Consider the following 22,291-nt stretch of genomic DNA (forward strand, 5'->3'; position numbering starts at 1 on the left):
CGCAGCATGGCGGTCCGCCTCTCATCGAGACAACACATGATGAAAAAACACCTGATCTCTGCACCGATTCTGATGTCGCTCGCGGGCGTCGCGGCGGCGCAGGGCTCCGTTACGCTCTACGGGATTGTCGATGCGGGTATCACGTACCGCAGCAATGAGCGCACCGGCAGCGCAGGCGCCTATCAAGGCCACTCGAACGTGGGCGTGACGAGCGGCAATCTTTCGGGCAGCCGCTGGGGCCTGAAGGGCAAGGAAGATCTGGGCAACGGTCTGGCGGCGATCTTCCTGCTGGAAGACGGCTTCGACATCAGCAACGGCACCTCGGGTCAAGGTGGCCGCCTGTTCGGCCGTCAGGCATTCATGGGCCTCACCGACAAGCAATACGGTTCGCTCACGATGGGCCGCCAGTACACCTCGCTCAACGACTTCGTCGCGCCGGTCGCACCGGTCAGCGTGGTGGGCGGCTTCGGCGCGCATCCGGGCGATATCGACGATCTGGATCAGACCACCCGCGTCGACAACTCGATCAAGTACACCAGCGCGAACTACTCGGGCTTCACGTTCGGCGCGTTGTACGGCTTCGGCGGCCAGGCCGGCAGCCTCAAGCGCAAGAACACGTGGAGCGTGGGCGGCGCGTACGCGAACGGCCCGCTGCGCGTGGGCGTGGGCTACGAGCGCTCGGACAACAGCAAGACCAGCACCGCGGACAGCACCTACGGCAAATGGCAAGGCACCTACGACGGCACCTTCAACTCGTCGATCAACGAAGGCTACGCGAGCGCGCAATCGCAGCAGGTGATCGCGACGGGCGCGACGTGGGACTTCGGCACCGCGCTGGTCGGCGTGAACTACAGCAACGTGCAGTACAAGGCCGGCACGAACTCGCTCTACTCGGGCACGGCGACCTTCAACATCGCCGGTGTGTTCGGCATGTGGAACGTGCAACCGCGCACGCGCCTGTTCGCGGGCTACAGCTACACGCGTGGCAGCCACGTCGACGGTCAGGACGATGAAGCGCAGTACCACAACGTCTCGCTCGGCGCGCTTTACGATCTGTCGAAGCGCTCGACCGTGTACCTGCTCGCGGGCTATCAGCACGCTTCGGGCATGACGCTCAACGCGCTCGGCGAACCGGTGGCAGCCACGGCATCGGTGTCGGACAAGGGCAACAGCCACTCGTCGGCGGCCCAGTCGCAGGCGATCGTGAGCGTGGGCTTCCGCCAGAAGTTCTAAGCATCACCATGCAAAAGGGCACGCGGCGCAACTGCGCGGCGTGCCCTGCGTGCGGTTCGTCCAGTGGGCGAACCTTTGCCTCTATCGATCAGGAATCCCGACTAATATGCCGGCTCAGTGCAGCACTTCCGGGCGCGCGAGCAGACCGATGAATTCATCGATCGACAGCGCCGGCGCAAGCTCGGAAAGCGTCGAGTAGATCACGGTATCGTAGATCGCGGAACCCGCGGCCGATTCGAGTTCGACACCCGCCGCAGCGGCGCGATATTCCGCGCGCTCGTGGGCGATCGAGAGAATCAGTTGCGCTTCCGATTTGGAAAATGGCGTCTTCATATCCTGGCTAACGGCGGCGCGGATGGAACCTTTAGGGTAAGGCGCGGTAAGTCTTTGCCGCTATCGGCGCAAGCAAAACGAAAGATTCAACGCGCTGCGACTTCGTGCGGCGGCGCGGGTTGTGGCGCCATGGCGGGCGGCGTGATCGTATAGCCCGCGTCGCGCAGATGCTGAAGCAGCGATCGCTCGCCAAAGAAGTGGCCCGCGCCCACGGCCACCAGTATTGGCCCTTTACCGTAGAAGTAACCGTCCTGCGCGAGCGTTGCCGCGAAGATATCGGTGCCGCGCGCGAACAGATACTGGCTGAAATCGTAATGCGCGTCGCTTTCGCCGGGATAACGCGCATTCGCCAGACGCTCGAGCGCCGCTGCATCGCCCACGGCCCACGCGCTCTGGAACGATTCGTATGACACTTCGCCGGGCGATCGGCCACCGTGCAGGCCCGTGCAGACGCCCTGCAAAAAGGCTTCCTGGTCGGCGGCGGGCATATCGTCGAAAAGCTGCATGCCCTGCTCCATCGTTTCCAGGTAGATCAACGGAATCTGCCGATGGCGCGCCAGCGTTTCCAGCCGCTCGTCGATGCCGGGAAATACCAGCGGCGCAGCCGCTTTCACAAAATGCGCGCGCTTGCCGCCGTTCGATACCCACTGCCATTGATGCAGGCGCACGGCCTCCACGGCAAAGCCCGCCAGCCACGGCTTGGTCTGGAAAAAGGTGCGGATATCGGCGCCGCTTTCGCGCGCGCAACGCGCCAGCGATTCGGCCGTCATCGAACTCACGTGATTCGCCAGGCTGTCGCTCGCCGGATAGAGGCCGATGCGTTTGATCGTCTGCGTGTCCTCGGGCGTGGGCTGCGTGTGCGTTTCCAGCACGATTGCCTGCACGCCGCTGGCGAGCGAAGCGAGCGCGGCGTTCACGCGCGGATCGTCGATGGCCAGCGCGTGGATCGTCGGTAACAGGATCAGCGTGGGATGGTCGGGCGAGCGCGCGACCCAGACGGGCGGATGGTCTTCCGCGGACCTGACGGCCTGCGCCTGCGACAGCGCCGGATACGCGGCGGCCAGCCATAGCGCCGCGCAGGCGAGCGCCACGCGGCGGCATGTCCCGGAGATACGCGCAACGCTGATCATTGTTCGACCCCGCCTGAGGGGAAGGCCCGCTCACAGCATACGCTTTGCAAAACGGCCTCTGCGTGCGTCAGCCCACACGTCGCGCGTGCGAAGATGCGGGTCTGAATCACTGGCCCGAGGAGCGCCCATGGACCGTCTGCAAGCGATGCAGATCTACGTGAATATCGTCGAACGCGGCAGCTTCACGCAGGCCGCCGAGGCGCTGCAGCAGCATCGCCCGGCCGTCACGAAGGCGGTGCAGCAACTGGAAGCGGAACTGGGCATCCGCCTGCTCAATCGCAGCACGCGGCGCGTGAGCACAACGGCCGAAGGCGAAGCGTTCTATCAGCGCTGCGTGCAACTGCTCGCCAACGTCAACGACACCTTCGCCTCGTTCGCGCAATTCGCGCAGAATCGCCCGCAGCCTAAAGGGCGTTTGCGGCTCGATCTGCCGGTGGCGCTCGCGAAGGCCGTGGTCGTGCCCGCGCTGCCCGACTTCCAGCAGCGTTATCCGCAAGTGGAGATCGTGCTGGGCGTGAGCGATCAACCCGCCGATCTGATCAGTGAAGGGATCGACTGCGTGCTGCGCGTGGGCGCACTCAAGGATTCGGGTCTGATTGGCCGGCAGATCGGCATGGTGCAACTGGCGACCTGCGCGTCGCCTGCGTATCTGGCGCGCTACGGCGTGCCGCGCACGCTCGACGATCTACAGTCAGCAAGCCAGCCGCACAAGGCTGTGAACTTCTTCAGCGGCCGCAACCGCCGGGTCATGGACTGGACTTTCCGGCAAGGCGGCAAGACCGTCACGCTCAAGCTCGCGAGCGGCATGCTCACCGACAACTTCGACGCCCTGCTCGCCTGCGGCCTCGCGGGCTGCGGCATCGTGCAGGCGCTGCGGCCCGCGCTGCAACCGTCTATCGATACCGGCCATCTGGTGGAAGTGCTGCCCAATATCGCGCCGGTGCCCAAACCGGTTTCCGTGCTCTATCCGAATCGCGATCATCTGCCGGGCAAGGTACGCGTGTTTATCGACTGGATTTCGGAACTCGCGGCGCGGCGGCTGCCGGGCTGAAAGCGCCTCGTACCTGGACGGTCGAAACGGTCGAAACAAAAACGCTTCGATTGTTATTGATCGAATAACAATGAGTCATCGGACTGCGCGTTTATCCGCGCCGCGACGCGGCCTACAGTATCCGTTCGAAACCGTTTGATCGAAGGAGTCTGAGATGTCACGAGTCGTCCGTTTCAACCGCGTCGGTGGTGCCGAAGTGCTGCAGATCGACGATGTCGATGTGGCCGCGCCCAAGGCTGGCGAAGTGCAGATCCGCGTCAAGGCCATCGGCCTGAATCGCGCCGAAGTGATGTATCGCAGCGGCCAGTACACCTACGCGCCGCCATTCCCCGCGCAGCTCGGTTACGAAGGCTCGGGCGTGATCGAAGCCGTGGGCAGCGGCGTGCAGGACTTCGCGGTAGGCGACGCGGTGAGCGTGGTGCCCGCGTTTTCGTTTATCGAATACGGCATGTATGGCGAACTCGTCAACGCGCCCGTGCATGCGGTGGTGAAGAACCCGGCCGGGCTGTCGTTCGAGGAAGCCGCCGCAACGTGGATGATGTACGCCACCGCCTGGGGCGCGCTGATCGAGTTCGGCGGCCTCAAGCAGGGTGAAGCGGTGCTGGTGGGCGCGGCGTCGAGCAGCGTGGGACTGGCTGCGATCCAGATCGCGAACATGGTGGGCGCCACGCCCATCGCGCTCACGCGCAGCGAGAAGAAACGCGCAGCGCTGCTGCAAGCCGGCGCGAAACACGTGATCGCGGGCGGCGGCGCGGCGCTCACGCAGCAGGTGCTCGACATCACGCAAGGGCGCGGCGCGCAGATCGCGTTCGATCCCGTGGGCGGCCCGGAAGCGGCGCATCAACTGCGTGCGCTCGCGCGCGAGGGCATGTTCTTCCAGTATGGCGCGCTCGACACGCGCGATCTGAGCGTGCCCGTGATGGACCTGCTCGGCCGTCATCTGAGCGTGCGCGGCTACGAGCTGTTCGAAGTCACGACCGACGCCGCGCGGCTCGCGCGCGCCAAACGCTTTATCACCGAAGGGCTGGCCTCGGGCGCGCTCAAACCGGCGATCGACCGCACGTTCCCGTTCGAGCAGATCGCCGACGCCCACCGCTACATGGAAGCCGGCGAGCAGGTCGGCAAGATCGTCGTGACGGTTTAAGCGGCGCTTATCCGCGGCGATCAGGGACGATCGGCGGCCTGGTCGCCCTGCGCCGCGCGCGCTTTCGCCAGCACGTCGAGATTGCCCTCGCCGAAGCCTTGATGGCCGCTGCGCTGCACCACTTCGAAAAAGATCTCGCCCGCGCGGCGCTTCACGAAGGTCTGGAAAAAGAGGCGCGGCACGCCGTCCGCGCCCATTTCTCCGTCGATCAGGATGTGGCGCTTGCGCAGCGCTTCCAGATCGACGCCATGGCCCGGCAGGCGCGCATCGACGGAATCGTAATAGGCGGCCGGCGGCTCGACGAACTCCACGCCGTTGGCCATCAGCGCGTCGATGCAGGGCACGATATCGTCGGTTGCCAGGGCGATATGCTGCACGCCCTCGCCCGGATGATCGGGCAGATAGTCGTGCATGAGTTCGGTGCGGTGCGTGCCTTCCTCGTAGACCGGAATGCGGATCTCGCCGTCCGGCGACACCATCACGCGCGACTCCTGCGCCACGTGCCAGTTCGCGTTGATTTCGTGGATCTCGCGGAAATGCAGCAGATCGCGATAAAAATCGAGCCATTCGCCGATACGCCCCGCGCCCACCGTCTGCGTGAGGTGATCGACGCGTTGCAGGCCGGTGCCGCTGTGTTCGAGATCGGCCTGCGCCGTGGCCATATCGATCGGACGAAAGTCGATGTCGAAGATCGAAATATCGCCCACGCCGCCGCGCTGACCGCCACGGCCGCGCCAGCGATCGACGAAATAGATATGCGAGTCGCCAATGCCCTGAATGGCCGGAATGCGCAATTCGCCCGCGCCGACGCGCTCGCCTTCATAGGCCCACGCGCCCACGCGCAGCGCATGCTCGAAGGCGCGCCGGGCGTTCTCCACGCGCACGCCGATCGCGCAGATGCCCATGCCGTATTCCTCGGCATAGCGCGCGGCGAAGGAATCGGGTTCGGCGTTGACGAGGAAATTCATCTGGCCCTGGCGCCACAGCGTCACGTCCTTGCTGATATGACGCGCGATGGCCTTGAACCCCAGCTGCGTGAGCTGCGCCGCCAGCGCCACGGGCTCGGGCGCCGCGAATTCGACGAACTCGAGCCCGGCCATGCCGAGCGGATTGGCCTGCTCCGGCGTACCGGAAATGGGGTTGGACGACATGCGGGAAGCTCCTGATACCAGACGTTGAAGCGTCAAAAGAAAACGATGAAACCAGGCGGCGGCACAGCTAGAGAGTGCGGGCAGAACGCGCGCGGCGCAAGCCCCGGCACAATCTCAGGGTGCGCTGGACTGCTCGCCAGGCCCCATGCCGCCGCGCGGCAATTTTAACCAATTCGTACACTGCGCCAAAGACGGCCCTGATGCCGGGAGGGCGTCAGTCTCCGTGCTAACCCTGAAAGCGTTCGATAATCGCACACTTATGGGCGATAATCGCGCATTTCGCGCGTTGTACGCATTGATCCGGGGCACGCGCCGCCCTATGCTCCGTTTCACCGCTGCCAACCACATGCGCGCAGCGAAAGACGCAACACCGCAAGCCACACCGCGAGTAACTACGCAGGCAGACAAAAACGCTGCCGGGACTGGAGACATCTCATGACCCCCACCCTCGAATCCACGGGCGCCGCCGAGCCGGCCAAGCAAAGCCATTCGCGCAGCCAGGCGAAGAAAGCGGCCCTTGGCAGCTTTGTCGGCGCGGTTGTCGACTGGTACGACTTCCTGCTCTACGGCATCGTCGCGGCGCTGGTCTTCAACGCCGAATTCTTCCCGGCCATCGGCAAGAACATGGGCACGCTCGCGGCCTTCGCGACCTTTGGCGTCGGCTTCCTGTTCCGTCCGCTCGGCGGCGTGGTGTTCGGCCACTACGGCGACCGCCTCGGCCGCAAGCGCATGCTCGTGCTGACCGTCATGCTGATGGGCCTGTCCACGGTCGCCATCGGCCTGCTGCCCACCTTCGCCACGATCGGCTGGTGGGCGCCCGTGCTGCTCGTGCTGATGCGCGCGATCCAGGGCTTCGCCGTGGGCGGCGAATGGGGCGGCGCAGCGCTCATGGCCGTCGAAAGCGCGCCCAAGGGCAAGAAGGCGTTCTACAGCAGCGGCGTGCAGGTGGGTTACGGCGTGGGCCTCGTGCTCGCGACCGGCATTGTCGCGCTGCTGAGCCATCTGCTGGGCGAGACGGCGTTCCGCTCGTGGGGCTGGCGTCTGCCGTTCCTGTTCAGCGTCGTGCTGGTGCTGATCGGCCTGTGGGTGCGTTCGAGCATGGACGAGTCGAAGGAATTCGTCGAAAAGGTCGAACACGCCGATCGCAAGCTCAAGATGCCGGTGCTCGAAGCGCTCACGCGTCACCCGAAGGCTTTCCTCTACATCGTCGCGCTGCGTCTGGCCGAACTCTTCACGATGTATATCGTGACCGCCTTCGCCCTGAGCTATTCGACGGCGAATCTCGGCCTCTCGCGCGATCTGTTCCTGGGCATCGGTCTGTTTGTCGGCGCGATTTCGTGCGTGACGATTCCCTGCTTCGCCTGGCTGGCCGACCGTCTGGGCATGCGCCGCATCTATCTGGTTGGCGCGGTGATCGGTCTGGTCAGCGCAGTGCCGTTCTTCCTCGCACTGGAAGCCCGCTCGACGCTGTGGATCGTGCTCTGCTCGGTGGCGCTCGCCAACCTCGCGCACGACATGGTGGTCAGCGTGCAGCAGCCGCTCTTCACCGAACTGTTCGGCGCCGAATACCGCTACAGCGGCGCAGGCGTGGGCTATCAGTTCGCCAGCGTGGTGGGCGGCGGTTTCACGCCTTTCATCGCCGTGGCGCTGGTGGGCGCGGGCAACGGCTCGTGGCATCTGGTGGCGGCCTACCTGGCCGTGGGCTGCCTGATTTCGCTGATTGTCGCCGCGCGCATGAAACCCGCGCAAGCCTGAACGCAACGCACCATCCAGCAAGCCATCACGAGGCCGGGCGCATGCCCGGCCTTTTGTGCTTCAAAGCCTGCGCGCCGATGAACCCCACATGAAAACGACGAATCTCGACAAGCGCGACTGGATCGCCGGTCTGGAAAAAGGCCTGGCGATTCTCGAAGCCTTCGACAGCGAGCACGCCCGCATGACCGCAACCCAGGCCGCCGAGCGCACGGGTCTGTCGCGCACCGCTGCGCGGCGCTATCTGCTCACGCTCGAATCGCTCGGCTATGTCTATACCGATGGGCGCCTGTTCGGCCTCACGCCGCGCGTGCTGCGCGTGGGCTGGTCGTATTTCGATTCGGCGCGCCTGCCGCGCACCGTGCAGCCCTATCTTCAGCAACTGAGCGCGACGCTCAACGAATCGGCGTATGTGAGCGTGCTCGACGGCTGGGATCTGGTCGTGATCGCGCGCAACGGCGTCTCGCGCGTGATGACCACGGGCTTCGTGCTGGGCGCGCGCGTGCCCGCGCCGCTGATCTCGCCGGGCGTCGTGCTGCTCGCGTACAAGGAGGATCAGCAGGCGGTGTCGGCGTGGCTCGACGCCGTGGAACTCGCGCCCTTCACGCCGCACACGCTGACCAGCGCAACGCGTCTGCGCGAGAAAATCGTCCGTGCCCGCGCCGACGGTTACGCGCTCATCGAACAGCAGTTGCAGGTGGGCGTGCGCGGCGTGGCCGTGCCGCTGCGCAACCGCGCCGGCGACGTGATCGCCGCCTTGAGCACGAATATGTCGATCGGCAACGAAAGCGCGGAAGCAGCCGTGACGCGCGTGCTGCCGCATCTGCAGGAAACCGCGCTGTCGATGCTGAACGTGCTGTAACGCACACCCGCGCAGCGCAAATTAGCGCGCGGCTTCGGCGACGATCCACGCTTCGAACAGGCGCATCGCCGGTGCCATTGCCCGCGACGCCAGGCTCGTGAGCCAATAACTGCCGGTCGGCACCTCGACATCGAAGGGCCGCACCAGCAGCCCCATCTGCAACTCGCGCTCGAACATGCGCGCGGGCGCGAGCGCTACGCCCGCGGCCTGCATCGCCGCTTCGGCCATCAGGCGCGACGAATCGAAAATCGGCCCGCTCACGGTCCACGGCTCGACGCCTGCCGCATCGAACCAGCGCAACCATTCGTCGGTGCGATAGGAGCGCAGCAGCGTTTCCCTCGCGAGATCCCCGGCAGTGCGCAGACGCCGCGCGATCTCCGGCGCGCACAGCACCGCCAGCGGCGCGTCCAGCAGATGCGTGTTCTGCGTCGCGGGCCATTTGCCGTCGCCGAAACGGATCGCGAAATCCAGCCCCTCGCCCGCCAGATCGACGAGATTATTGTTGGTCAACAGGCGCAGTTCCACGAACGGATGCGCCTCGCGAAACGCCTTGAGGCGCGGCATCAGCCAGCCGATCGCGAACGTCCCCACCACGCCCACCGTCAGCACCTCGCGCAGGCGCCCGCCTTCGAACTGCTTGAGCACGGTCTCGATGCGGCCGAACGCGTCGCTCAACACCGGCAGCAAGGCGCGCGCTTCATCGGTCATGCCGAGGCCGCGCGGCAGTCGCCGGAACAAGGGCACGCCAAGCCAGTCTTCGAGCATGCGCACCTGCTGGCTGACGGCGGCCTGCGTGACCTTGAGTTCGAGCCCGGCGCGCGTGAAGCTCAGATGGCGCGCCGAGGCTTCGAAAGCGCGCAGCGCGTGGAGCGGGACGTTGGGACGCATGGGCTATCCATAAGTTTTGCTTTTGGGTGAGGCAAATTATCGTCGCTTGTGAATGGGGCGGCAACGCCACAGAATTCGCCTTCACATTCGCGTTTCACCACAACGGAAGCCAAACGATGCCGAACCCCTTTCTTTTTAAGATGAAAGTTATGCTGATGGCTGCGATGTCTGTCGCCATGACCGCACAGGCTGCCGAGCCCGCCGAAAAAGCCGTCGTCGATGCGGCCATTCAACCGTTGCAGGCTAAGTACGGCATTCCGGGTGTGGCGGTCGCCGTCACCGTGAACGGGCGGCATGCGTTCTACAACTACGGCGTGGCGTCGAAGACCACCGGTGCGCGTGTCGATCAGGAGACGCTGTTCGAAATCGGCTCGGTGACCAAAACCGTCACGGCCACGCTGGCCTGCTATGCGCAGACGAACGGCAAGCTCTCGTTTTCCGCGCCCGCGAGCGAGTACGTGCCGGCGCTGCGCGGCAGCGTCTTCGATCACGTGAGCGTGCTGAATCTGGGCACGCACACGTCCGGCCTGCCGCTCTTCGTGCCCGACGGCATCGACACCGATGCGCAAATGAACGCCTGGCTGCGCAACTGGCAACCGGCGAGCGCGCCGGGCACGCAGCGCGTGTATTCGAATCTGGGTATCGGTCTGCTGGGACGGGCGGCGGCGAAGAGTTTGGGGATGCCGATCCGCGAGGCGTTCGAGCAGCAGCTTTTTCCCGCGTTCGGCATGACGCATACGTTTATCGACGTGCCGAGGGCGAGCCAGGCGCGTTACGCGCAGGGTTATGACAAGAACGATGTGCCCAGGCGCCTGAACCCCGGTGTGTTCGCCGATGAAGCCTATGGCGTACGCACGACCAGCGGCGATCTTGCGCGTTATCTGGACGCCAATATGGGTATCGGCAAGCTCGACGCGACGTGGCAGCGCGCGATCGACTGCACGCACACGGGCTATTACACGAGCGGCCCGTTCACGCAGGATGTCGTCTGGGAGCAGTACCCGTGGCCGGTGGCGCTCGACACGCTGCAACGCGGCAACAACCCGGACGCCATCCTCAAGCCGATGGCCGCGCACGCACTCACGCCGCCACTCGCGCCGCAAGCGGATGCGCTCATCAACAAAACCGGCTCGACCAACGGTTTTGCAACCTATGTGGCCTACGTGCCCGCGCGGCGTATCGGCGTGGTGATTCTGGCGAACAAGGCGTATCCGGCCGAGGCACGGGTGAGCGCGGCTTATGCGATTCTGGAAGCGCTGGATCAGGCGGAATCAAAGACGCGGAAGTGATGGACGCGTTGCGCGCCACTCAACCACCCGCAGGCCCCGCACAACGCCCGCACGACCGCGCCTGCCCCAGCCGCAAGCGCCCGGCGCTGATCGTCACCTCGTTGCCGCACTCGCACCGGCAGACCCACATGCCATTGCCGGCATAGCGGTCCGTGGTCAACTGGCCGAACACTTCGCCGCCCTTGAGCGACGGCGAACCCGGCCGCGAGCGCCAGACGCGGCGCTGCTCGCCGCAGCCGCAATCGCGCGTCTGGCCGCTCTCCACCTCGCCGAGGCTGGCCGTGACGTGGTTGCCGCAGCGGCATTTCCAGAGCCACACACCGGCACCGCGATATTGAAGCGCGACAAGATCGCCAAACGCGCGGCCAGCGACATCGCGGCTCGGCGGGAAAGGCCATTCTGGCGGCAAGGGGGGACGAATACGCTGGTTCACGGAGGATAAATGGGATTCAGCGACCTGATCTCAAGCATAACCGCGTCACAGACGGCCTGGGAGCCGCCTCGATGCGGGGCACGAACACGTATTTTGACATCTTGCGCGCATCCTGACTGTTGCAGCGTGTGATGCGGTGCAATCGACAACGCTTGACCTTCAGGTTGACTTGAACGTTATGGTTACGGCTAACGGCTGCCAGAGCGCACTGCGCGTGCCGCAAACCGATCAACGGAGAACCGAGGCCATGACCCAGCGCGTACTGCACGTCGTCACCAATGTCGCCCACTATGCGGACGTGGCCGACCCAACCGGCCTGTGGCTCTCCGAACTGACGCACGCCTGGCATGTGTTCGCCGCACACGGCTACGACCAGCAGATCGTCAGCCCGAAAGGCGGCGAGTCGCCGCTGGAACCGCGCGCACTCAAATGGCCGCTCGCCGATGCCTCCGTGAAAGCCTGGCTAGACGATAAGGATTGCCAGGCACTGCTGGCGAGGACCGCGCGCCCCGATCAGATCGACCCAGCCGATTTCAATGCCGTCTATTTCACGGGCGGCCACGCGGTGATGTGGGATTTCCCCGACGATGCGGGCCTGCAAAGCATCACGCGTGACATCTACGAGCGCGGCGGCATCGTTTCGTCGGTTTGCCACGGCTACTGCGGATTGTTGAACACCACGCTTTCCGACGGCACCCGTCTGGTGGAGAAACGCCGCGTCACCGGCTATTCGTGGGTCGAAGAAGTGCTCGCGGGCGTGGCAAAGAAAGTGCCGTACAACGCGGAAGAAGCGATGAAGCAGCGCGGCGCGCGCTATGAAAAAGCCCTGCTGCCCTTCGTTTCCCACGTGATCACCGACGGCCGCCTGGTGACCGGGCAAAACCCGCAGTCCGCGAAAGCCACGGCGAAACAGGTTGCTGCGCTGCTCGGTTAACTGCGCCGCCGGGTCTTGCGCAAGGTCTTGACGTCCGCGGCGGCCAGCGCGGGCGCGGGCACTTTCACTTCGCCCGCGCGAATACGCGACAGCACGCGCTTTGCATTGGCGCTGCAGTCCATATCGTCGGGCTTCGCCTCGATCTCCTTGAGCAGCGCAACGATATGCGCCTTGCTCTGCGCGAGACGCTTTTCCAGCGCCTCGATATCCAGCACCTTCGCGCGCAGCGTTTCGATCAGCGTGCCATGTTGCCACTGCTCCATATCGGGCGGCAGCAACATGCGGATTTCGTCGAGACTGAAACCGGCTTGCTGCGCTGCCGAAATCAGATCGAGCACCAGCACGGCTTGCGGCGCATAGGTGCGATAGCCGTTCGGTTCGCGCTCGACTTTCAGCAAGCCGATATCTTCGTAGAAACGAATACGCGAAGCCGCCAGGCCCGTGCGTTCGGCCAGTTCCCCAATCTTCATGATGTCCGTACTCTCCGATCAGACCCAACCCGGCGCGAGCGGCGTGGGCAAATTCAGCACGATTTGCGCATCCTTGACGACATCGAGTCGAACGATCTTCGATGCGCCCAGTCCGTCCAGCAACTGGCTCAAGGGGCCGCCGCCACGCAACAGTTTTACGTCGCGCGGCAACAGCCTTTGCGCAAAGGATAGCGTATTGGTCTGCACCGTCGCCTGATGCCAGACTCCATCGACTTTATTGATCAAGGTGTTGGTCGCCATATGCGATTGCGGCGCCACATTTCGCAACGCCGGCAGCGGCGCATTCAATACCAGGTCCTGCGTGCCATCGGGTCCGGCAATCTGCGCGCTTACATTGGCGCCTATATTCAGAGCAATATCGGCGCGCCATTTCGGCAACTGATAACCATAGACGCCGCGCACGCGTGCGATTTCCGTCGTCACGGGCAGCGCCAGTACATGCGCATGAAAACTGCGCCGACGCATGGAATCCAGCAGTTCCAGCGCGTGCGAACCGCGCGCGCCAGGACGGCGAATCACGATCGCGATGGAGACCTCGTCATAAGGATCGTTATCGCAAACCGAATACGAGAAGAACGTCAGCGCAACCAGCCCATAGCCGGGAAACGCGCGCAGCGGTTCGAGCGGCGTCGGCAACATCGTCCGCAATTGCGCTAACGGAGCAAGCAATAAAGCCTGAATATGGCTGGTGCGATAGTAAAAGTTAGGCGCCCACGTCGGGCCGACTCGCGACTCGACCAGTTGCTTGGGAATCCTTCTGAAAAAATCGATATTCCCTGCAGCGGGATCACGCGCCACTTCATCCAGATCGGGATTCATCCTGAAGCGGTCGTAATAGCCACCCGCCGGCACTTCCACCCTATGCGGTCCAAATTCGACTTCCGTTCGCAGCCTGTCCATATTCGCCGACCTTTCCGATAGTTGATCTTTCGGCACTTTAAGGTTCAAGTCAGCCTGAAGGTCAAGCTGTGCGTGACCGCACAGATAGTGCTTGACCTTCAAGTTGACTTTAATCTTAAAGTCGGACCACGATGAAACGAGGTCAACCATGAACGTGTTCGACAAACTAGCTTTACCCAACGGTTCGACGATCCCGAACCGCATCGCCAAAGCCGCGATGGAAGAGAACATGGCCGATGCCCGTCATGCGCCATCGGCGCAATTGACGCGTCTTTATCAGGTGTGGGCGGACGGCGGCGCGGGCCTGCTAATTACCGGCAACGTCATGGTCGACAGCCGCGCGATGACCGGCCCGGGCGGCGTGGTGCTCGAAGACGACCGGCAACTGGATGCGTTCAGGCAATGGGCGAGCGTCGGGCGTTCGAAGGGAGCGCAATTCTGGCTGCAGATCAATCATCCGGGCCGCCAGATGCGCGCCAATCTCGGCCAGCCCACCTGGGCGCCTTCCGCTGTGCCGCTCGCGCTCGGCAAGATGTCGAAGCATTTCGCCGTTCCTCAGGCCATGACCCATGAAGTGATCGAAGACGTGATTCAGCGTTTTGCGCGCACGGCGCGGCTGGGCGAACTCGCCGGATTTACGGGCGTCGAGATTCACGCGGCGCACGGCTATCTGCTGAGTCAGTTTCTTTCGCCTTTGAGCAATCAGCGCAGCGATCAATGGGGCGGCTCGCTGGAGAATCGCGCGCGCCTGCTGCTAGAGATCGTTAAAGCCGTGCGCGCCGTCGTATCGCCGCGCTTTGCCGTGGCCGTCAAACTCAATTCCGCCGATTTTCAGCGCGGCGGCTTTAGCGCCGACGACGCGCGTCAGGTCGTCAAGCTTCTCAACGAACAGGCCGTCGATCTGGTCGAACTGTCGGGTGGCAGTTATGAAGCGCCGGCCATGCAAGGCGATGCGCGTGACGGCCGCACCCTGGCGCGCGAAGCCTATTTCGTGGAATTCGCCCGCGATATCCGCACGATTGCGCGTATGCCGGTGATGGTCACGGGCGGTATCCGCCGACGCGCGATTGCGGAACAAGTCGTGACGAGCGGCGTGGATATGGTGGGTATCGGCACGGCGCTGGCCATCGATCCGGATCTGCCGCGCGCATGGCGCGCCGGTAAAGATAACGCTCCGGCGCTTGCGCCTATCACCTGGAAGAACAAGCCGATGGCGTCGCTGGCGAATATGGCAACCGTCAAATTCCAGTTGCACCGGCTGAGCACAGGAAAGCAAACCGATCCCACCGTATCGCCATTACGCGCATTGATTCTGCAGCAACTGGCCGATGTTTCGCGCACGCGAAAATACAAACGCTGGATGATGCAGCAAGCGAAATAATCGGCGGGATAAGCGCTTTTTCCGTAAAAGCTGGCGCGCTTTTTAACCGCGATTTTTTTCCCGGTAGCCTAATATCGACATATCAGGTTTCGGCCGGACCGGGACGTTTTCGGACATGATCGCAAGATGATCGAACCCGGACGCCAGCGCGCATGAGCGAGGAAAAGCCATCATGAATAGCGTGACTACCAAGGTCTGGCACGAATTCAAGGAGATGTTGCCGCCCACTATCTTTTTCTTCGTTATCCTGCATATTGTCGCGCTGATCCGTTCGCTGATGACACACGACACAGGCATATCGTTACCGACTTCCGGTGCCGTGACGATCGCCGCGCTGGTGCTCGGCAAATCGGTTCTGCTGGCCAACATGCTGCCGTTCGTGAACCGCTTTCCCGAGAAACCGCTGATCTGGAATGTAGGCTGGAAAACGGTGATTTATACCGCTGTCGCCTCGCTACTCCATTACCTCGAACGTCTCTTCGATTACTGGAAGAGCGCGCACAATCTGGCCGCCGCGAACCATCAGTTACTCGTCGAACTCGACTGGGCGCACTTCTTCGCCATTCAACTGCTGCTGGTCGTGCTGATCATCAACTATTGCGTCATGGCCGAACTCGCCCGCGTTATCGGCAGGCGCAGGCTGTTCGCGTTCTTCTTCGGGCCAATGCCGCGTTTGCCGGCCGCTCACGAGGTCTCGTAACGCGCCGCTTACTGCGCGGCGCTCAAACCCATAAGACGCTGGCAATCCGTGCCGCTCGCGCGCGCGGCGCGCTGTTGATCGGCGTCGAGCTTCGCGAAGCGGGCCAGCGCGTCGTCCGCCGCTGCTGCGTTGTATTCGAGCTTGTGCAGGCCGTAGTCCGAATTCCCGTTCTCGATCACATATCGCATGCTCTTGCGCGGATCGCGGCCGCCGTCGTTGATGACGTCGTTGGTCGTCACGTGGCAAAGCAGCGCCGAATAGTAATCGCGATCAGCCGCGCTAATGCCCGGGCGTAAAAAGTGAGCCACCGCTGCGGCCGAAAGAATCAGGAGCAGCAGCGCAATCCAGCGTTTTTTCTTCATCGAATTCAAATCTTTGTGGCGCGCGCAAGTACGCGCAGCCAGAACAGAGAGCGGTTGGAACTTGTCGCGCAAGTGCGAACAAGCCGGTTGACATGCGCCTGCGAACACGACATTCGCAACGGCGATCCCCCGAATCGTGGCGCGATTATAAGCGCCTTGCGAAAACGCGGCGCCCGCGAGCACAAACAGGGCCGTACGCCACATCGCGAATTTAGTATACCCCTGTACCCTATCTGTGTAATATACCCCCCTACGGTATATAGACCATCGCGCAGCCACTTTCGACAAGCGTGCGCGGGCATTTCAGGTAAGGAAAAAGGCGGCGTGACGGACTTCTCCACTCTTCTTTCGCAAGGCGCGTCGAGCGCATGGCTGTTCATTCCCAGCGCGATTCTGCTGGGCGCGCTCCACGGCCTGGAGCCCGGGCATTCGAAAACCATGATGGCCGCCTTCATCGTGGCGATTCGGGGCACGGTCGGCCAGGCTGTGCTGCTGGGTCTTTCCGCGACCTTGTCCCACACCGTCGTGGTCTGGGCGATCGCACTTGCAGGCATGTATTTCGGGCGCAACTGGAACGCGCAGACGAGCGAGCCGTACTTCCAGATCGCCTCGGCGGTGCTGATCGTGGGCGTCGCCGCGTGGATGATCTGGCGCGCCTGGCGCGAACATCGGCATGCCCACGCGCATCACCACCATCATGGTCACGATCATGACCACGACCATCACCATCATCACGAGCATCATCACGATCACGATGGCCTCGATATCGGTTCGCAGGAGTATCAGGACGCCCACGAACGCGCGCACGCGGACGATATTCGCCGCCGCTTCGCCAATCGCGATGTCACGACTGGCCAGATCGTCATGTTCGGGCTGACTGGCGGCCTCGTGCCCTGCCCCGCGTCCATCACCGTGCTGCTGTTGTGCCTGCAATTGAAGCGTTTTGCGCTGGGCGCATCGCTGGTGCTGTGCTTCAGCATCGGCCTCGCGCTCACGATGGTCGCGTCCGGCACCCTCGCCGCGCTGAGCGTCAAACACGTCTCGCGCCGATGGAGCGGCTTCGGCAGTGTCGCGCGCAAGGCACCGTATTTTTCCGGCGCGTTGATCATGCTCGTGGGTCTATTCGTCGGCTATCAAGGGCTGAGCGCGCTGGCCGTAGTGTGATGCTGGCCCGCAATCGCGGGCGGCCCCCACGCTATACTCGCGCATCCATTCTGTCGAGGTAACGCATGAGCCACACGATTCGCGATAAACAGAAGCTGCTCAACCGGGTGCGCCGCATCAAGGGGCAGGTCGAGGCTATCGAGCGCGCACTCGAAGACGAACGCGGCTGCATGGACGTGCTTCAGCTGATCACCAGCAGCCGCGGCGCGATGAACGGGCTGCTGGCCGTGGTGCTCGAAGATCACATCCGCACACATCTGGTCGATGCGGAACCCGAGGACGAGCACGGCAGCGGCAAGGAACAATTGATCGAAGTGGTTCACAGCTACTTCAAGTGAACCTGCACTATGGCTGTTAAATCGCCCTGTATCGAACTCTGTGCCTTCGACGGCAAGACCGGCTTTTGCACCGGCTGCCTGCGCACGCGTGAAGAAGCGCGTAGCTGGAAGAAAATGACGGACCACCGCCGCCATCAGATCATCAACGAAAGAAGCCGCCGCCAGGCCAAACTGGGACGCGAAATACAACAGGCGTCGTCGGATGAATAGCGCTATCTGAACGACGCCGTGCAGCGGTAGCGTTTGCGCCGCTCAGTGATCGGTCAGCCCCAGCATCTTGTCGAAGAAGATGCTCGCGAGCACACCCGCGCACTTGCGTGCCCCACCCCAGATTCGACATCCCGCGCGAAAGAAAACCCCAAGTATGAGTGGGTTCGAAGCAATCGACTATACTTTTGCATTCGTTCTCTCTTCGACTTATTCACTGCAATGATTCAACCGGGCACCGTATTCAAGGACAACCTCGCGCAACTCCCCGCAATCGACGGCATCGAGCGTATCGATCTGGTCGACGGCCAGGGCACCGTGGTGTCGACGATCGAAAACAAGCCGGGCAAGCAAGGCTCGCTGGCTGTTTATCACTACCTGAAGCAGGCTTTCGGCTCGCTCGACGCGAAGGCCGCCGAACACGGTCTGGCCGTGTTCGCGGAGCACACCGCCGACGCGCGCAACCGTCCGGGCGCACACCCGAACGTCGATCGCCTGCTGGAAATCGCAGCCGGCGGCGAGGCGCTGCGTATCGACGTGATCGCCGCCGCCTGACGATTCGCGCTGCAAAGCGGCCGCACATTCTGCGGCCGTTTTTACATCGCCATCATGCTGGACACGACGGAGTTCTACCGTAGCGGCGCGCTGGAAGTCGCGCGTATCCGCGCCTCGGGCGCGGCGGCCTTCCCGCGTCACACGCACGCCGAATATGTGATCAGCGCCACGCTGTCCGGCAGCGAGGATGTCTGGCTCGACGGCAAAACGTTCTGCTCGCCTGCAGGCACGTCAACCGTTTACAACCCGTTTGCGATTCAGGCATCGGAATACGATCGCACCGCGGGCACGACCGAATTTATTTCGTTGTACCTGGAACCGCGGCTTCTGGCCGATATCGCCCATGCGAATGGCTGGGTATCGCGTGAGTCTGCGCAGGAAGTCACTCAGGGCGTTTTCGACGATGAAGCGCTGCATCGGCATATCGTCGATGTCTATCTCGCCGCGCGTTCGCTGCACGACGACGGCAACACCAGGCCCGATACGCTCGAATACGACACCGCGCTGACCGAACTGGTTGCGGCTTTGCTCGCCAACGGCCACACGCATACGCCGCATGCGGGCGACGCGCGGCTAAGCGCAACGCGCCTCGACAATGTGCAGGCGTTCATGCGCGAACGGCTCGACGCGCCGGTCAAACTCGACGAACTCGCCAGCGTCGCCGACGTCAGCAAGTTTCATCTCATACGCGCGTTCAAGGATGCCTTCGGCATGTCGCCGGGCAAATATCATATGCAGTTGCGCCTGATCGAAGCGCGACATCGATTGCGTGCGGGCGCAACGATTGCCGATGTGGCATTCGCGCTGGGCTTCTACGATCAAAGCCACTTTATCAACGCGTTCCGCAAGGCCCTGGGCGTGAGCCCGTTGCGATTTGCTAAGGCATGACGCCCAGAATCAGCGTGCGGTAACCCGACGTCACCACCTGAAACGCGAAGAACGCAAACAGCGCCGCCGACGCGAAATAGCAGAACGACAACCCGCGCGCGCCAAAGCGCTTGCCGCCCTGACGTGCCGCGAAGCACACCGCGACAGTCCACGCCACGCCCGCCGCGAAAAAGCCGCCCAGAAAGCTGCTGGTCGCCTGCCAGCCGTGCACGCCCGATTGCGCGATCAGCGAACCGCCCACCGCCGCGAACCAGACGATCGCGGAAGGCGATGAAAGCGCGAGCAGCACGCCTTTGGCGAACTGCTGAAGCGGCGTGCCATGCGATTCGGATGGTTGTTCTACGCTATTCGAACGCACCGAAGCCAATGCCGAGCGGATCATCTTGAACGCCAGCACCGCCAGCACGACCGTTCCGCCCAGCCACATGCACCATCGCACGCCGGGAAATTGCAGCAAGGCGGTCATGCCGGCGAGCGCGAGCACCGCGTAGATCAGATCGCCGATACACGATCCCAGCCCCAGCCAGAAGCCATTCCAGTAACCGCGCTGCATGGCGAGATTCATCATGGCGATGTTGGCGATGCCGATATCGAGGCACAGCGAAAGCGAAAGCAGAAAGCCGTTGGTTGCGGGGTTCATTGCGTAAGAAAGGCGCGAGCAAAGTCCCGATCATGCAGCAGGCCGTCTGCGAAGTATTGGAAGAAATTGCTGGGGAAATTTGTCTGCAATCAACCAGGGCTACACTTGGCCGTGGATATCCACGCCGCACCCGCTCAACGCCTGCGCGACGCGAAACGCTGCGCGCCCCAACACCCATAACGGAGTACAGCATGCCTAGCGATATCGAAGTGCGCCGGCTCGATGCAAACGAAGCGGCCGCCAGCATCCCCGCGCTCGCCGATGTGCTGATCGATTGCGTCGAAGGCGGCGCTTCGGTGAGCTTCATGGCGCCGCTCGCGCGCGAGACCGCGCTCGCGTTCTGGCAGCACGTCGCCGATGGCGTGGCCGCGAACGAACGCATCCTGCTCGTCGCAGAAGACGCGCAACGCCGCATCGTCGGCACGGTGCAGATCGTCACGGCGCAGCCCGAAAATCAGCCGCATCGCGCCGATGTCGCGAAGATGCTGGTCCTGCAGGAAGTCCGTAAAAAAGGCATCGGCGCGCGTCTGATGCATGCCGTCGATACCCACGCGCAACAGGCGGGCAAAACCGTGCTGGTGCTCGACACGGTCACGGGCGGCGACGCCGAGCGGCTTTACGCGCGCGCGGGATGGCAGCGCGCGGGCACGGTGCCGGACTACGCACTCATGCCCGACGGCCAGTTCTGCGCAACCACGTTCTATTACAAGCAACTCGATCCCGCGCGCCGCCCGCCTCAAGCTTTGACAGTGTGAACCTTAGTGGAAGCCGCGCACCTGCACCTGCACTTTGCCGTCGCGAATCGGCATGACGTCGGGGTTATCGTCGCCGACTTCATTGGCGATGGCGTTGTTCAGCTTGTCGTTCATCGCCAGCAACAATTCGCCGTTGCGCTTGCGGTCCACGGCCAGATTGCGCATCTCGCCAGGATCGCTCGCCACGTCGTATAGCTCGACGTCGTTCTGCGCGAACAGCGTTTCCATCGACGTCGGCGTATTGAATTGCAGCGGCGAGAAGTAACGCGTGAATCGATAACGCCCGTCGAATACGCTGCGTATGGTGCCGCGCAAACGGAAATCCGGCTGCTGCGCCAGCGCGCGGCGGCGCAATTCGTCTTCGGGTACGCCTTTTTCGCGCAGCGTGCCCAGTTCCTTGAGCATCCATTCGCTGTCGTAATAGAGCAGCATCGCGTAGTTGAAGAGCGCCGTATCGCGCACGCTATTGGTCTGCGCTTTCTCGGGCGCGGCCAGCCAGGGCACGAGGTTTTTACCCTTGAGCGCAGGCCCGCCGATGCTCGCGCGGCGCGCGTCGTCGAGACCCGTGAGGCCAAGCAAGGTCGGCGCGACGTCGATATGCGAAGTCAGCGCATTGCATTGCTTGCCGCCCGGATAAGCGGGATGGCGAATCACGAACGGCACATGATTCTGCGGCTGATACGCCGTCGCGCCCTTGCCCACGAGTTGATGCGCGCCCACGTGATCGCCGTGATCGGCGGTCATCACGACGATCGTGCGCTCGTCCAACCCGAGCGACTGCAGCGATTGCAGCAGACGCACGACATGCGTATCGCAGTCGCGCAGGCAGTTAAAGTAGTTGTCCTGATAGACACGAATCCGTTCGTCGGTGAACGGATAACGGCCGACCAGATTCGCGTGCGCCGCATTGAACATGCCGTGCGCAGGCGGGCGGCCCGGCTCGTCGTAAGGCTGATGACGCGACGCCGCGAGCGGCACGCGATCCCACTTCTGCTGATAGAGCGCATCTTCGGGCGGATGCGCGTTGCCGAGCATCGGCTTGTTCGCGTCCTGCAGGTTCGAGCCCGCAGGATCGGTATTCACGAACATCACGTCATGCGGGTTCACGAGGTTGACCGCGAGAAACCACGGCTTGTTTTCTTTCGCGAGGCGCGGCGCGTGATTGCGCATCCAGCTCACGGCCGATTCGGTCGTGATGCCGTCGTAGTTATAGCCGCCGCGCACCATGCCGATCAGATCGCCCACGCCGAAATAATCGTCGAAGCCGTATTCCTTGATCGTGTGGTTGTAGTCAGCCACGGGCGCGGTGTAAGGGCTGGCCGTTTCGTGCAGTTTCGAACTCAGATGCCATTTGCCCAGATAGGCCGCGTAGTAACCGGCGTCGCGCATCATGTCGCCGACCGTGCGAATGTCCGGCGACATATCGGGCTGCCAGGGCACGCCCGCGTTATCGAGCACGCCGGTGTGCTGCGTGTGCTGCCCCGTGTAAATGGTCGAGCGCGAAGGCGAGCACACGCACGAGGCGATCTGGTGATTGCCGAAGGTGATGCCGTCGCGGCGCAGCGCCGAGCGGCCCGGCACCGGGAACGGCCAGGCGTCGAAGTGGCGCTCCTGATCGGTGAGGATGAAGAGGATGTTGTAGCCCGCGGGCGCCTCGCCCGGCGCGGCGGCGGCCTGGCGGAACGCCGGCACGCCGTCCGAGGGCGTGCC

25 protein-coding genes are annotated in these 22,291 nt (G+C 63.3%); 15 read left to right on the plus strand and 10 right to left on the minus strand.

The window, feature by feature from the left end; all coding sequences use genetic code 11:
• Window positions 1-39: 39 nt before the first annotated feature.
• On the plus strand, window positions 40-1,233 hold the full coding sequence (locus G3N59_RS12520; RefSeq protein ID WP_205982969.1) for a porin: 1,194 nt from the start codon (window positions 40-42) through the stop codon (window positions 1,231-1,233).
• Between the two features lie 114 nt (window positions 1,234-1,347).
• On the opposite strand, the gene G3N59_RS12525 is transcribed toward G3N59_RS12520, so the two are convergent.
• Together G3N59_RS12525 and G3N59_RS12530 are read right to left on the minus strand one after the other, a co-directional pair.
• Entirely contained in the window at window positions 1,348-1,566 is a 219-nt protein-coding gene (locus G3N59_RS12525) for a hypothetical protein (RefSeq protein WP_205982921.1), read from the minus strand.
• An 86-nt stretch (window positions 1,567-1,652) separates the two neighbouring features.
• Window positions 1,653-2,696 (minus strand): TraB/GumN family protein, encoded by a 1,044-nt coding sequence (locus G3N59_RS12530; protein WP_205982922.1) that lies wholly within the window; start codon window positions 2,694-2,696, stop codon window positions 1,653-1,655.
• A 127-nt stretch (window positions 2,697-2,823) separates the two neighbouring features.
• Here G3N59_RS12530 and G3N59_RS12535 point away from each other — a divergent pair, with 127 nt between their 5' ends.
• Both G3N59_RS12535 and G3N59_RS12540 read left to right on the plus strand, forming a co-directional pair.
• Entirely contained in the window at window positions 2,824-3,747 is a 924-nt protein-coding gene (locus tag G3N59_RS12535) for a LysR family transcriptional regulator (protein WP_205982923.1), read from the plus strand.
• A 154-nt stretch (window positions 3,748-3,901) separates the two neighbouring features.
• On the plus strand, window positions 3,902-4,891 hold the full coding sequence (locus G3N59_RS12540; protein WP_205982924.1) for a zinc-dependent alcohol dehydrogenase family protein: 990 nt from the start codon (window positions 3,902-3,904) through the stop codon (window positions 4,889-4,891).
• Window positions 4,892-4,911: 20 nt separating this feature from the next.
• Here the strand turns inward: G3N59_RS12540 and G3N59_RS12545 are convergent, their stop codons facing one another.
• On the minus strand, window positions 4,912-6,042 hold the full coding sequence (locus G3N59_RS12545; protein ID WP_205982925.1) for a VOC family protein: 1,131 nt from the start codon (window positions 6,040-6,042) through the stop codon (window positions 4,912-4,914).
• A gap of 435 nt (window positions 6,043-6,477) precedes the next feature.
• Between G3N59_RS12545 and shiA the strand changes: the two genes are divergently transcribed.
• Both shiA and G3N59_RS12555 read left to right on the plus strand, forming a co-directional pair.
• Window positions 6,478-7,797: a shikimate transporter gene (gene shiA, locus G3N59_RS12550; RefSeq protein ID WP_205982926.1), complete on the plus strand. Its 1,320-nt coding sequence runs from the start codon at window positions 6,478-6,480 to the stop codon at window positions 7,795-7,797.
• Window positions 7,798-7,885: 88 nt separating this feature from the next.
• Window positions 7,886-8,656 (plus strand): IclR family transcriptional regulator C-terminal domain-containing protein, encoded by a 771-nt coding sequence (locus G3N59_RS12555; protein ID WP_205982927.1) that lies wholly within the window; start codon window positions 7,886-7,888, stop codon window positions 8,654-8,656.
• Window positions 8,657-8,677: 21 nt separating this feature from the next.
• On the opposite strand, the gene G3N59_RS12560 is transcribed toward G3N59_RS12555, so the two are convergent.
• Complete coding sequence (locus G3N59_RS12560) at window positions 8,678-9,544, minus strand: LysR family transcriptional regulator (protein WP_205982928.1); 867 nt, start codon at window positions 9,542-9,544, stop codon at window positions 8,678-8,680.
• A gap of 155 nt (window positions 9,545-9,699) precedes the next feature.
• Between G3N59_RS12560 and ampC the strand changes: the two genes are divergently transcribed.
• Window positions 9,700-10,833 carry a class C beta-lactamase gene (ampC, locus tag G3N59_RS12565; RefSeq protein WP_241023395.1) on the plus strand — a complete coding sequence of 378 codons (1,134 nt, stop codon included), beginning with the start codon at window positions 9,700-9,702 and terminating at the stop codon, window positions 10,831-10,833.
• Between the two features lie 19 nt (window positions 10,834-10,852).
• Here the strand turns inward: ampC and G3N59_RS12570 are convergent, their stop codons facing one another.
• Window positions 10,853-11,152, minus strand: coding sequence for a hypothetical protein (locus tag G3N59_RS12570; protein ID WP_205982930.1), 300 nt, complete (start codon window positions 11,150-11,152; stop codon window positions 10,853-10,855).
• 361 nt (window positions 11,153-11,513) lie between these two features.
• On the opposite strand from G3N59_RS12570, the gene G3N59_RS12575 reads away from it, so the two are divergent.
• Window positions 11,514-12,200: a type 1 glutamine amidotransferase domain-containing protein gene (locus tag G3N59_RS12575; RefSeq protein ID WP_205982931.1), complete on the plus strand. Its 687-nt coding sequence runs from the start codon at window positions 11,514-11,516 to the stop codon at window positions 12,198-12,200.
• On the opposite strand, the gene G3N59_RS12580 is transcribed toward G3N59_RS12575, so the two are convergent.
• Both G3N59_RS12580 and G3N59_RS12585 read right to left on the minus strand, forming a co-directional pair.
• Entirely contained in the window at window positions 12,197-12,670 is a 474-nt protein-coding gene (locus G3N59_RS12580) for a MerR family transcriptional regulator (RefSeq protein WP_205982932.1), read from the minus strand. The two genes, G3N59_RS12575 and G3N59_RS12580, sit on opposite strands and share 4 nt — an antisense overlap.
• 18 nt (window positions 12,671-12,688) lie before the next feature.
• Entirely contained in the window at window positions 12,689-13,591 is a 903-nt protein-coding gene (locus tag G3N59_RS12585) for an acetoacetate decarboxylase (protein WP_205982970.1), read from the minus strand.
• 148 nt (window positions 13,592-13,739) lie between these two features.
• Here G3N59_RS12585 and G3N59_RS12590 point away from each other — a divergent pair, with 148 nt between their 5' ends.
• Together G3N59_RS12590 and G3N59_RS12595 are read left to right on the plus strand one after the other, a co-directional pair.
• The gene (locus G3N59_RS12590) at window positions 13,740-14,972 is read left to right on the plus strand and encodes an NADH:flavin oxidoreductase/NADH oxidase family protein (protein WP_205982933.1); all 1,233 of its coding nucleotides are present in this window, start codon (window positions 13,740-13,742) and stop codon (window positions 14,970-14,972) included.
• A gap of 172 nt (window positions 14,973-15,144) precedes the next feature.
• Window positions 15,145-15,672, plus strand: a complete 528-nt coding sequence (locus tag G3N59_RS12595; protein ID WP_205982934.1) for a hypothetical protein — start codon at window positions 15,145-15,147, stop codon at window positions 15,670-15,672.
• 8 nt (window positions 15,673-15,680) lie between these two features.
• On the opposite strand, the gene G3N59_RS12600 is transcribed toward G3N59_RS12595, so the two are convergent.
• Complete coding sequence (locus G3N59_RS12600) at window positions 15,681-16,034, minus strand: hypothetical protein (protein WP_205982935.1); 354 nt, start codon at window positions 16,032-16,034, stop codon at window positions 15,681-15,683.
• A gap of 324 nt (window positions 16,035-16,358) precedes the next feature.
• On the opposite strand from G3N59_RS12600, the gene G3N59_RS12605 reads away from it, so the two are divergent.
• The 5 genes from G3N59_RS12605 (at window position 16,359) to G3N59_RS12625 (ending at window position 19,186) form a co-directional block, all read left to right on the plus strand.
• A complete protein-coding gene (locus tag G3N59_RS12605) occupies window positions 16,359-17,198 on the plus strand; it encodes a nickel/cobalt efflux transporter (protein ID WP_205982936.1) in 840 nt (279 codons plus the stop codon).
• A gap of 65 nt (window positions 17,199-17,263) precedes the next feature.
• On the plus strand, window positions 17,264-17,536 hold the full coding sequence (locus G3N59_RS12610; protein ID WP_205982937.1) for a metal/formaldehyde-sensitive transcriptional repressor: 273 nt from the start codon (window positions 17,264-17,266) through the stop codon (window positions 17,534-17,536).
• A gap of 9 nt (window positions 17,537-17,545) precedes the next feature.
• A complete protein-coding gene (locus G3N59_RS12615; RefSeq protein WP_205982938.1) occupies window positions 17,546-17,746 on the plus strand; it encodes a DUF1289 domain-containing protein in 201 nt (66 codons plus the stop codon).
• A gap of 219 nt (window positions 17,747-17,965) precedes the next feature.
• On the plus strand, window positions 17,966-18,298 hold the full coding sequence (locus G3N59_RS12620) for a DUF2322 family protein (protein ID WP_205982939.1): 333 nt from the start codon (window positions 17,966-17,968) through the stop codon (window positions 18,296-18,298).
• A gap of 54 nt (window positions 18,299-18,352) precedes the next feature.
• The gene (locus G3N59_RS12625) at window positions 18,353-19,186 is read left to right on the plus strand and encodes an AraC family transcriptional regulator (protein WP_205982940.1); all 834 of its coding nucleotides are present in this window, start codon (window positions 18,353-18,355) and stop codon (window positions 19,184-19,186) included.
• On the opposite strand, the gene G3N59_RS12630 is transcribed toward G3N59_RS12625, so the two are convergent.
• Window positions 19,176-19,826: a LysE family transporter gene (locus G3N59_RS12630; protein WP_205982941.1), complete on the minus strand. Its 651-nt coding sequence runs from the start codon at window positions 19,824-19,826 to the stop codon at window positions 19,176-19,178. The genes G3N59_RS12625 and G3N59_RS12630 overlap by 11 nt on opposite strands.
• Window positions 19,827-20,017: 191 nt before the next feature.
• Between G3N59_RS12630 and G3N59_RS12635 the strand changes: the two genes are divergently transcribed.
• Entirely contained in the window at window positions 20,018-20,581 is a 564-nt protein-coding gene (locus tag G3N59_RS12635) for a GNAT family N-acetyltransferase (RefSeq protein WP_205982942.1), read from the plus strand.
• Window positions 20,582-20,584: 3 nt separating this feature from the next.
• On the opposite strand, the gene G3N59_RS12640 is transcribed toward G3N59_RS12635, so the two are convergent.
• The coding region (locus tag G3N59_RS12640; RefSeq protein ID WP_205982943.1) for a sulfatase-like hydrolase/transferase at window positions 20,585-22,291 on the minus strand (1,707 nt) is incomplete at its 5' end.

It is taken from the genome of Paraburkholderia sp. Ac-20340, assembly GCF_017104965.1.
In the GTDB taxonomy this organism is placed as follows: domain Bacteria; phylum Pseudomonadota; class Gammaproteobacteria; order Burkholderiales; family Burkholderiaceae; genus Paraburkholderia.

Coding starts and splice junctions, on each gene's coding strand:
- G3N59_RS12625 (WP_205982940.1), top strand. CDS start 18,353: ATGCTGGACACGACGGAGTTCTACCGTAGCGGCGCGCTGGAAGTCGCG.
- G3N59_RS12555 (WP_205982927.1), top strand. CDS start 7,886: ATGAAAACGACGAATCTCGACAAGCGCGACTGGATCGCCGGTCTGGAA.
- G3N59_RS12580 (WP_205982932.1), bottom strand. CDS start 12,670: ATGAAGATTGGGGAACTGGCCGAACGCACGGGCCTGGCGGCTTCGCGT.
- G3N59_RS12585 (WP_205982970.1), bottom strand. CDS start 13,591: ATGGACAGGCTGCGAACGGAAGTCGAATTTGGACCGCATAGGGTGGAA.
- G3N59_RS12520 (WP_205982969.1), top strand. CDS start 40: ATGAAAAAACACCTGATCTCTGCACCGATTCTGATGTCGCTCGCGGGC.
- G3N59_RS12535 (WP_205982923.1), top strand. CDS start 2,824: ATGGACCGTCTGCAAGCGATGCAGATCTACGTGAATATCGTCGAACGC.
- G3N59_RS12590 (WP_205982933.1), top strand. CDS start 13,740: ATGAACGTGTTCGACAAACTAGCTTTACCCAACGGTTCGACGATCCCG.
- G3N59_RS12560 (WP_205982928.1), bottom strand. CDS start 9,544: ATGCGTCCCAACGTCCCGCTCCACGCGCTGCGCGCTTTCGAAGCCTCG.
- G3N59_RS12530 (WP_205982922.1), bottom strand. CDS start 2,696: ATGATCAGCGTTGCGCGTATCTCCGGGACATGCCGCCGCGTGGCGCTC.
- ampC (WP_241023395.1), top strand. CDS start 9,700: ATGGCTGCGATGTCTGTCGCCATGACCGCACAGGCTGCCGAGCCCGCC.
- G3N59_RS12630 (WP_205982941.1), bottom strand. CDS start 19,826: ATGAACCCCGCAACCAACGGCTTTCTGCTTTCGCTTTCGCTGTGCCTC.
- G3N59_RS12615 (WP_205982938.1), top strand. CDS start 17,546: ATGGCTGTTAAATCGCCCTGTATCGAACTCTGTGCCTTCGACGGCAAG.
- G3N59_RS12545 (WP_205982925.1), bottom strand. CDS start 6,042: ATGTCGTCCAACCCCATTTCCGGTACGCCGGAGCAGGCCAATCCGCTC.
- G3N59_RS12575 (WP_205982931.1), top strand. CDS start 11,514: ATGACCCAGCGCGTACTGCACGTCGTCACCAATGTCGCCCACTATGCG.
- G3N59_RS12600 (WP_205982935.1), bottom strand. CDS start 16,034: ATGAAGAAAAAACGCTGGATTGCGCTGCTGCTCCTGATTCTTTCGGCC.
- G3N59_RS12595 (WP_205982934.1), top strand. CDS start 15,145: ATGAATAGCGTGACTACCAAGGTCTGGCACGAATTCAAGGAGATGTTG.
- G3N59_RS12525 (WP_205982921.1), bottom strand. CDS start 1,566: ATGAAGACGCCATTTTCCAAATCGGAAGCGCAACTGATTCTCTCGATC.
- shiA (WP_205982926.1), top strand. CDS start 6,478: ATGACCCCCACCCTCGAATCCACGGGCGCCGCCGAGCCGGCCAAGCAA.
- G3N59_RS12540 (WP_205982924.1), top strand. CDS start 3,902: ATGTCACGAGTCGTCCGTTTCAACCGCGTCGGTGGTGCCGAAGTGCTG.
- G3N59_RS12610 (WP_205982937.1), top strand. CDS start 17,264: ATGAGCCACACGATTCGCGATAAACAGAAGCTGCTCAACCGGGTGCGC.
- G3N59_RS12620 (WP_205982939.1), top strand. CDS start 17,966: ATGATTCAACCGGGCACCGTATTCAAGGACAACCTCGCGCAACTCCCC.
- G3N59_RS12635 (WP_205982942.1), top strand. CDS start 20,018: ATGCCTAGCGATATCGAAGTGCGCCGGCTCGATGCAAACGAAGCGGCC.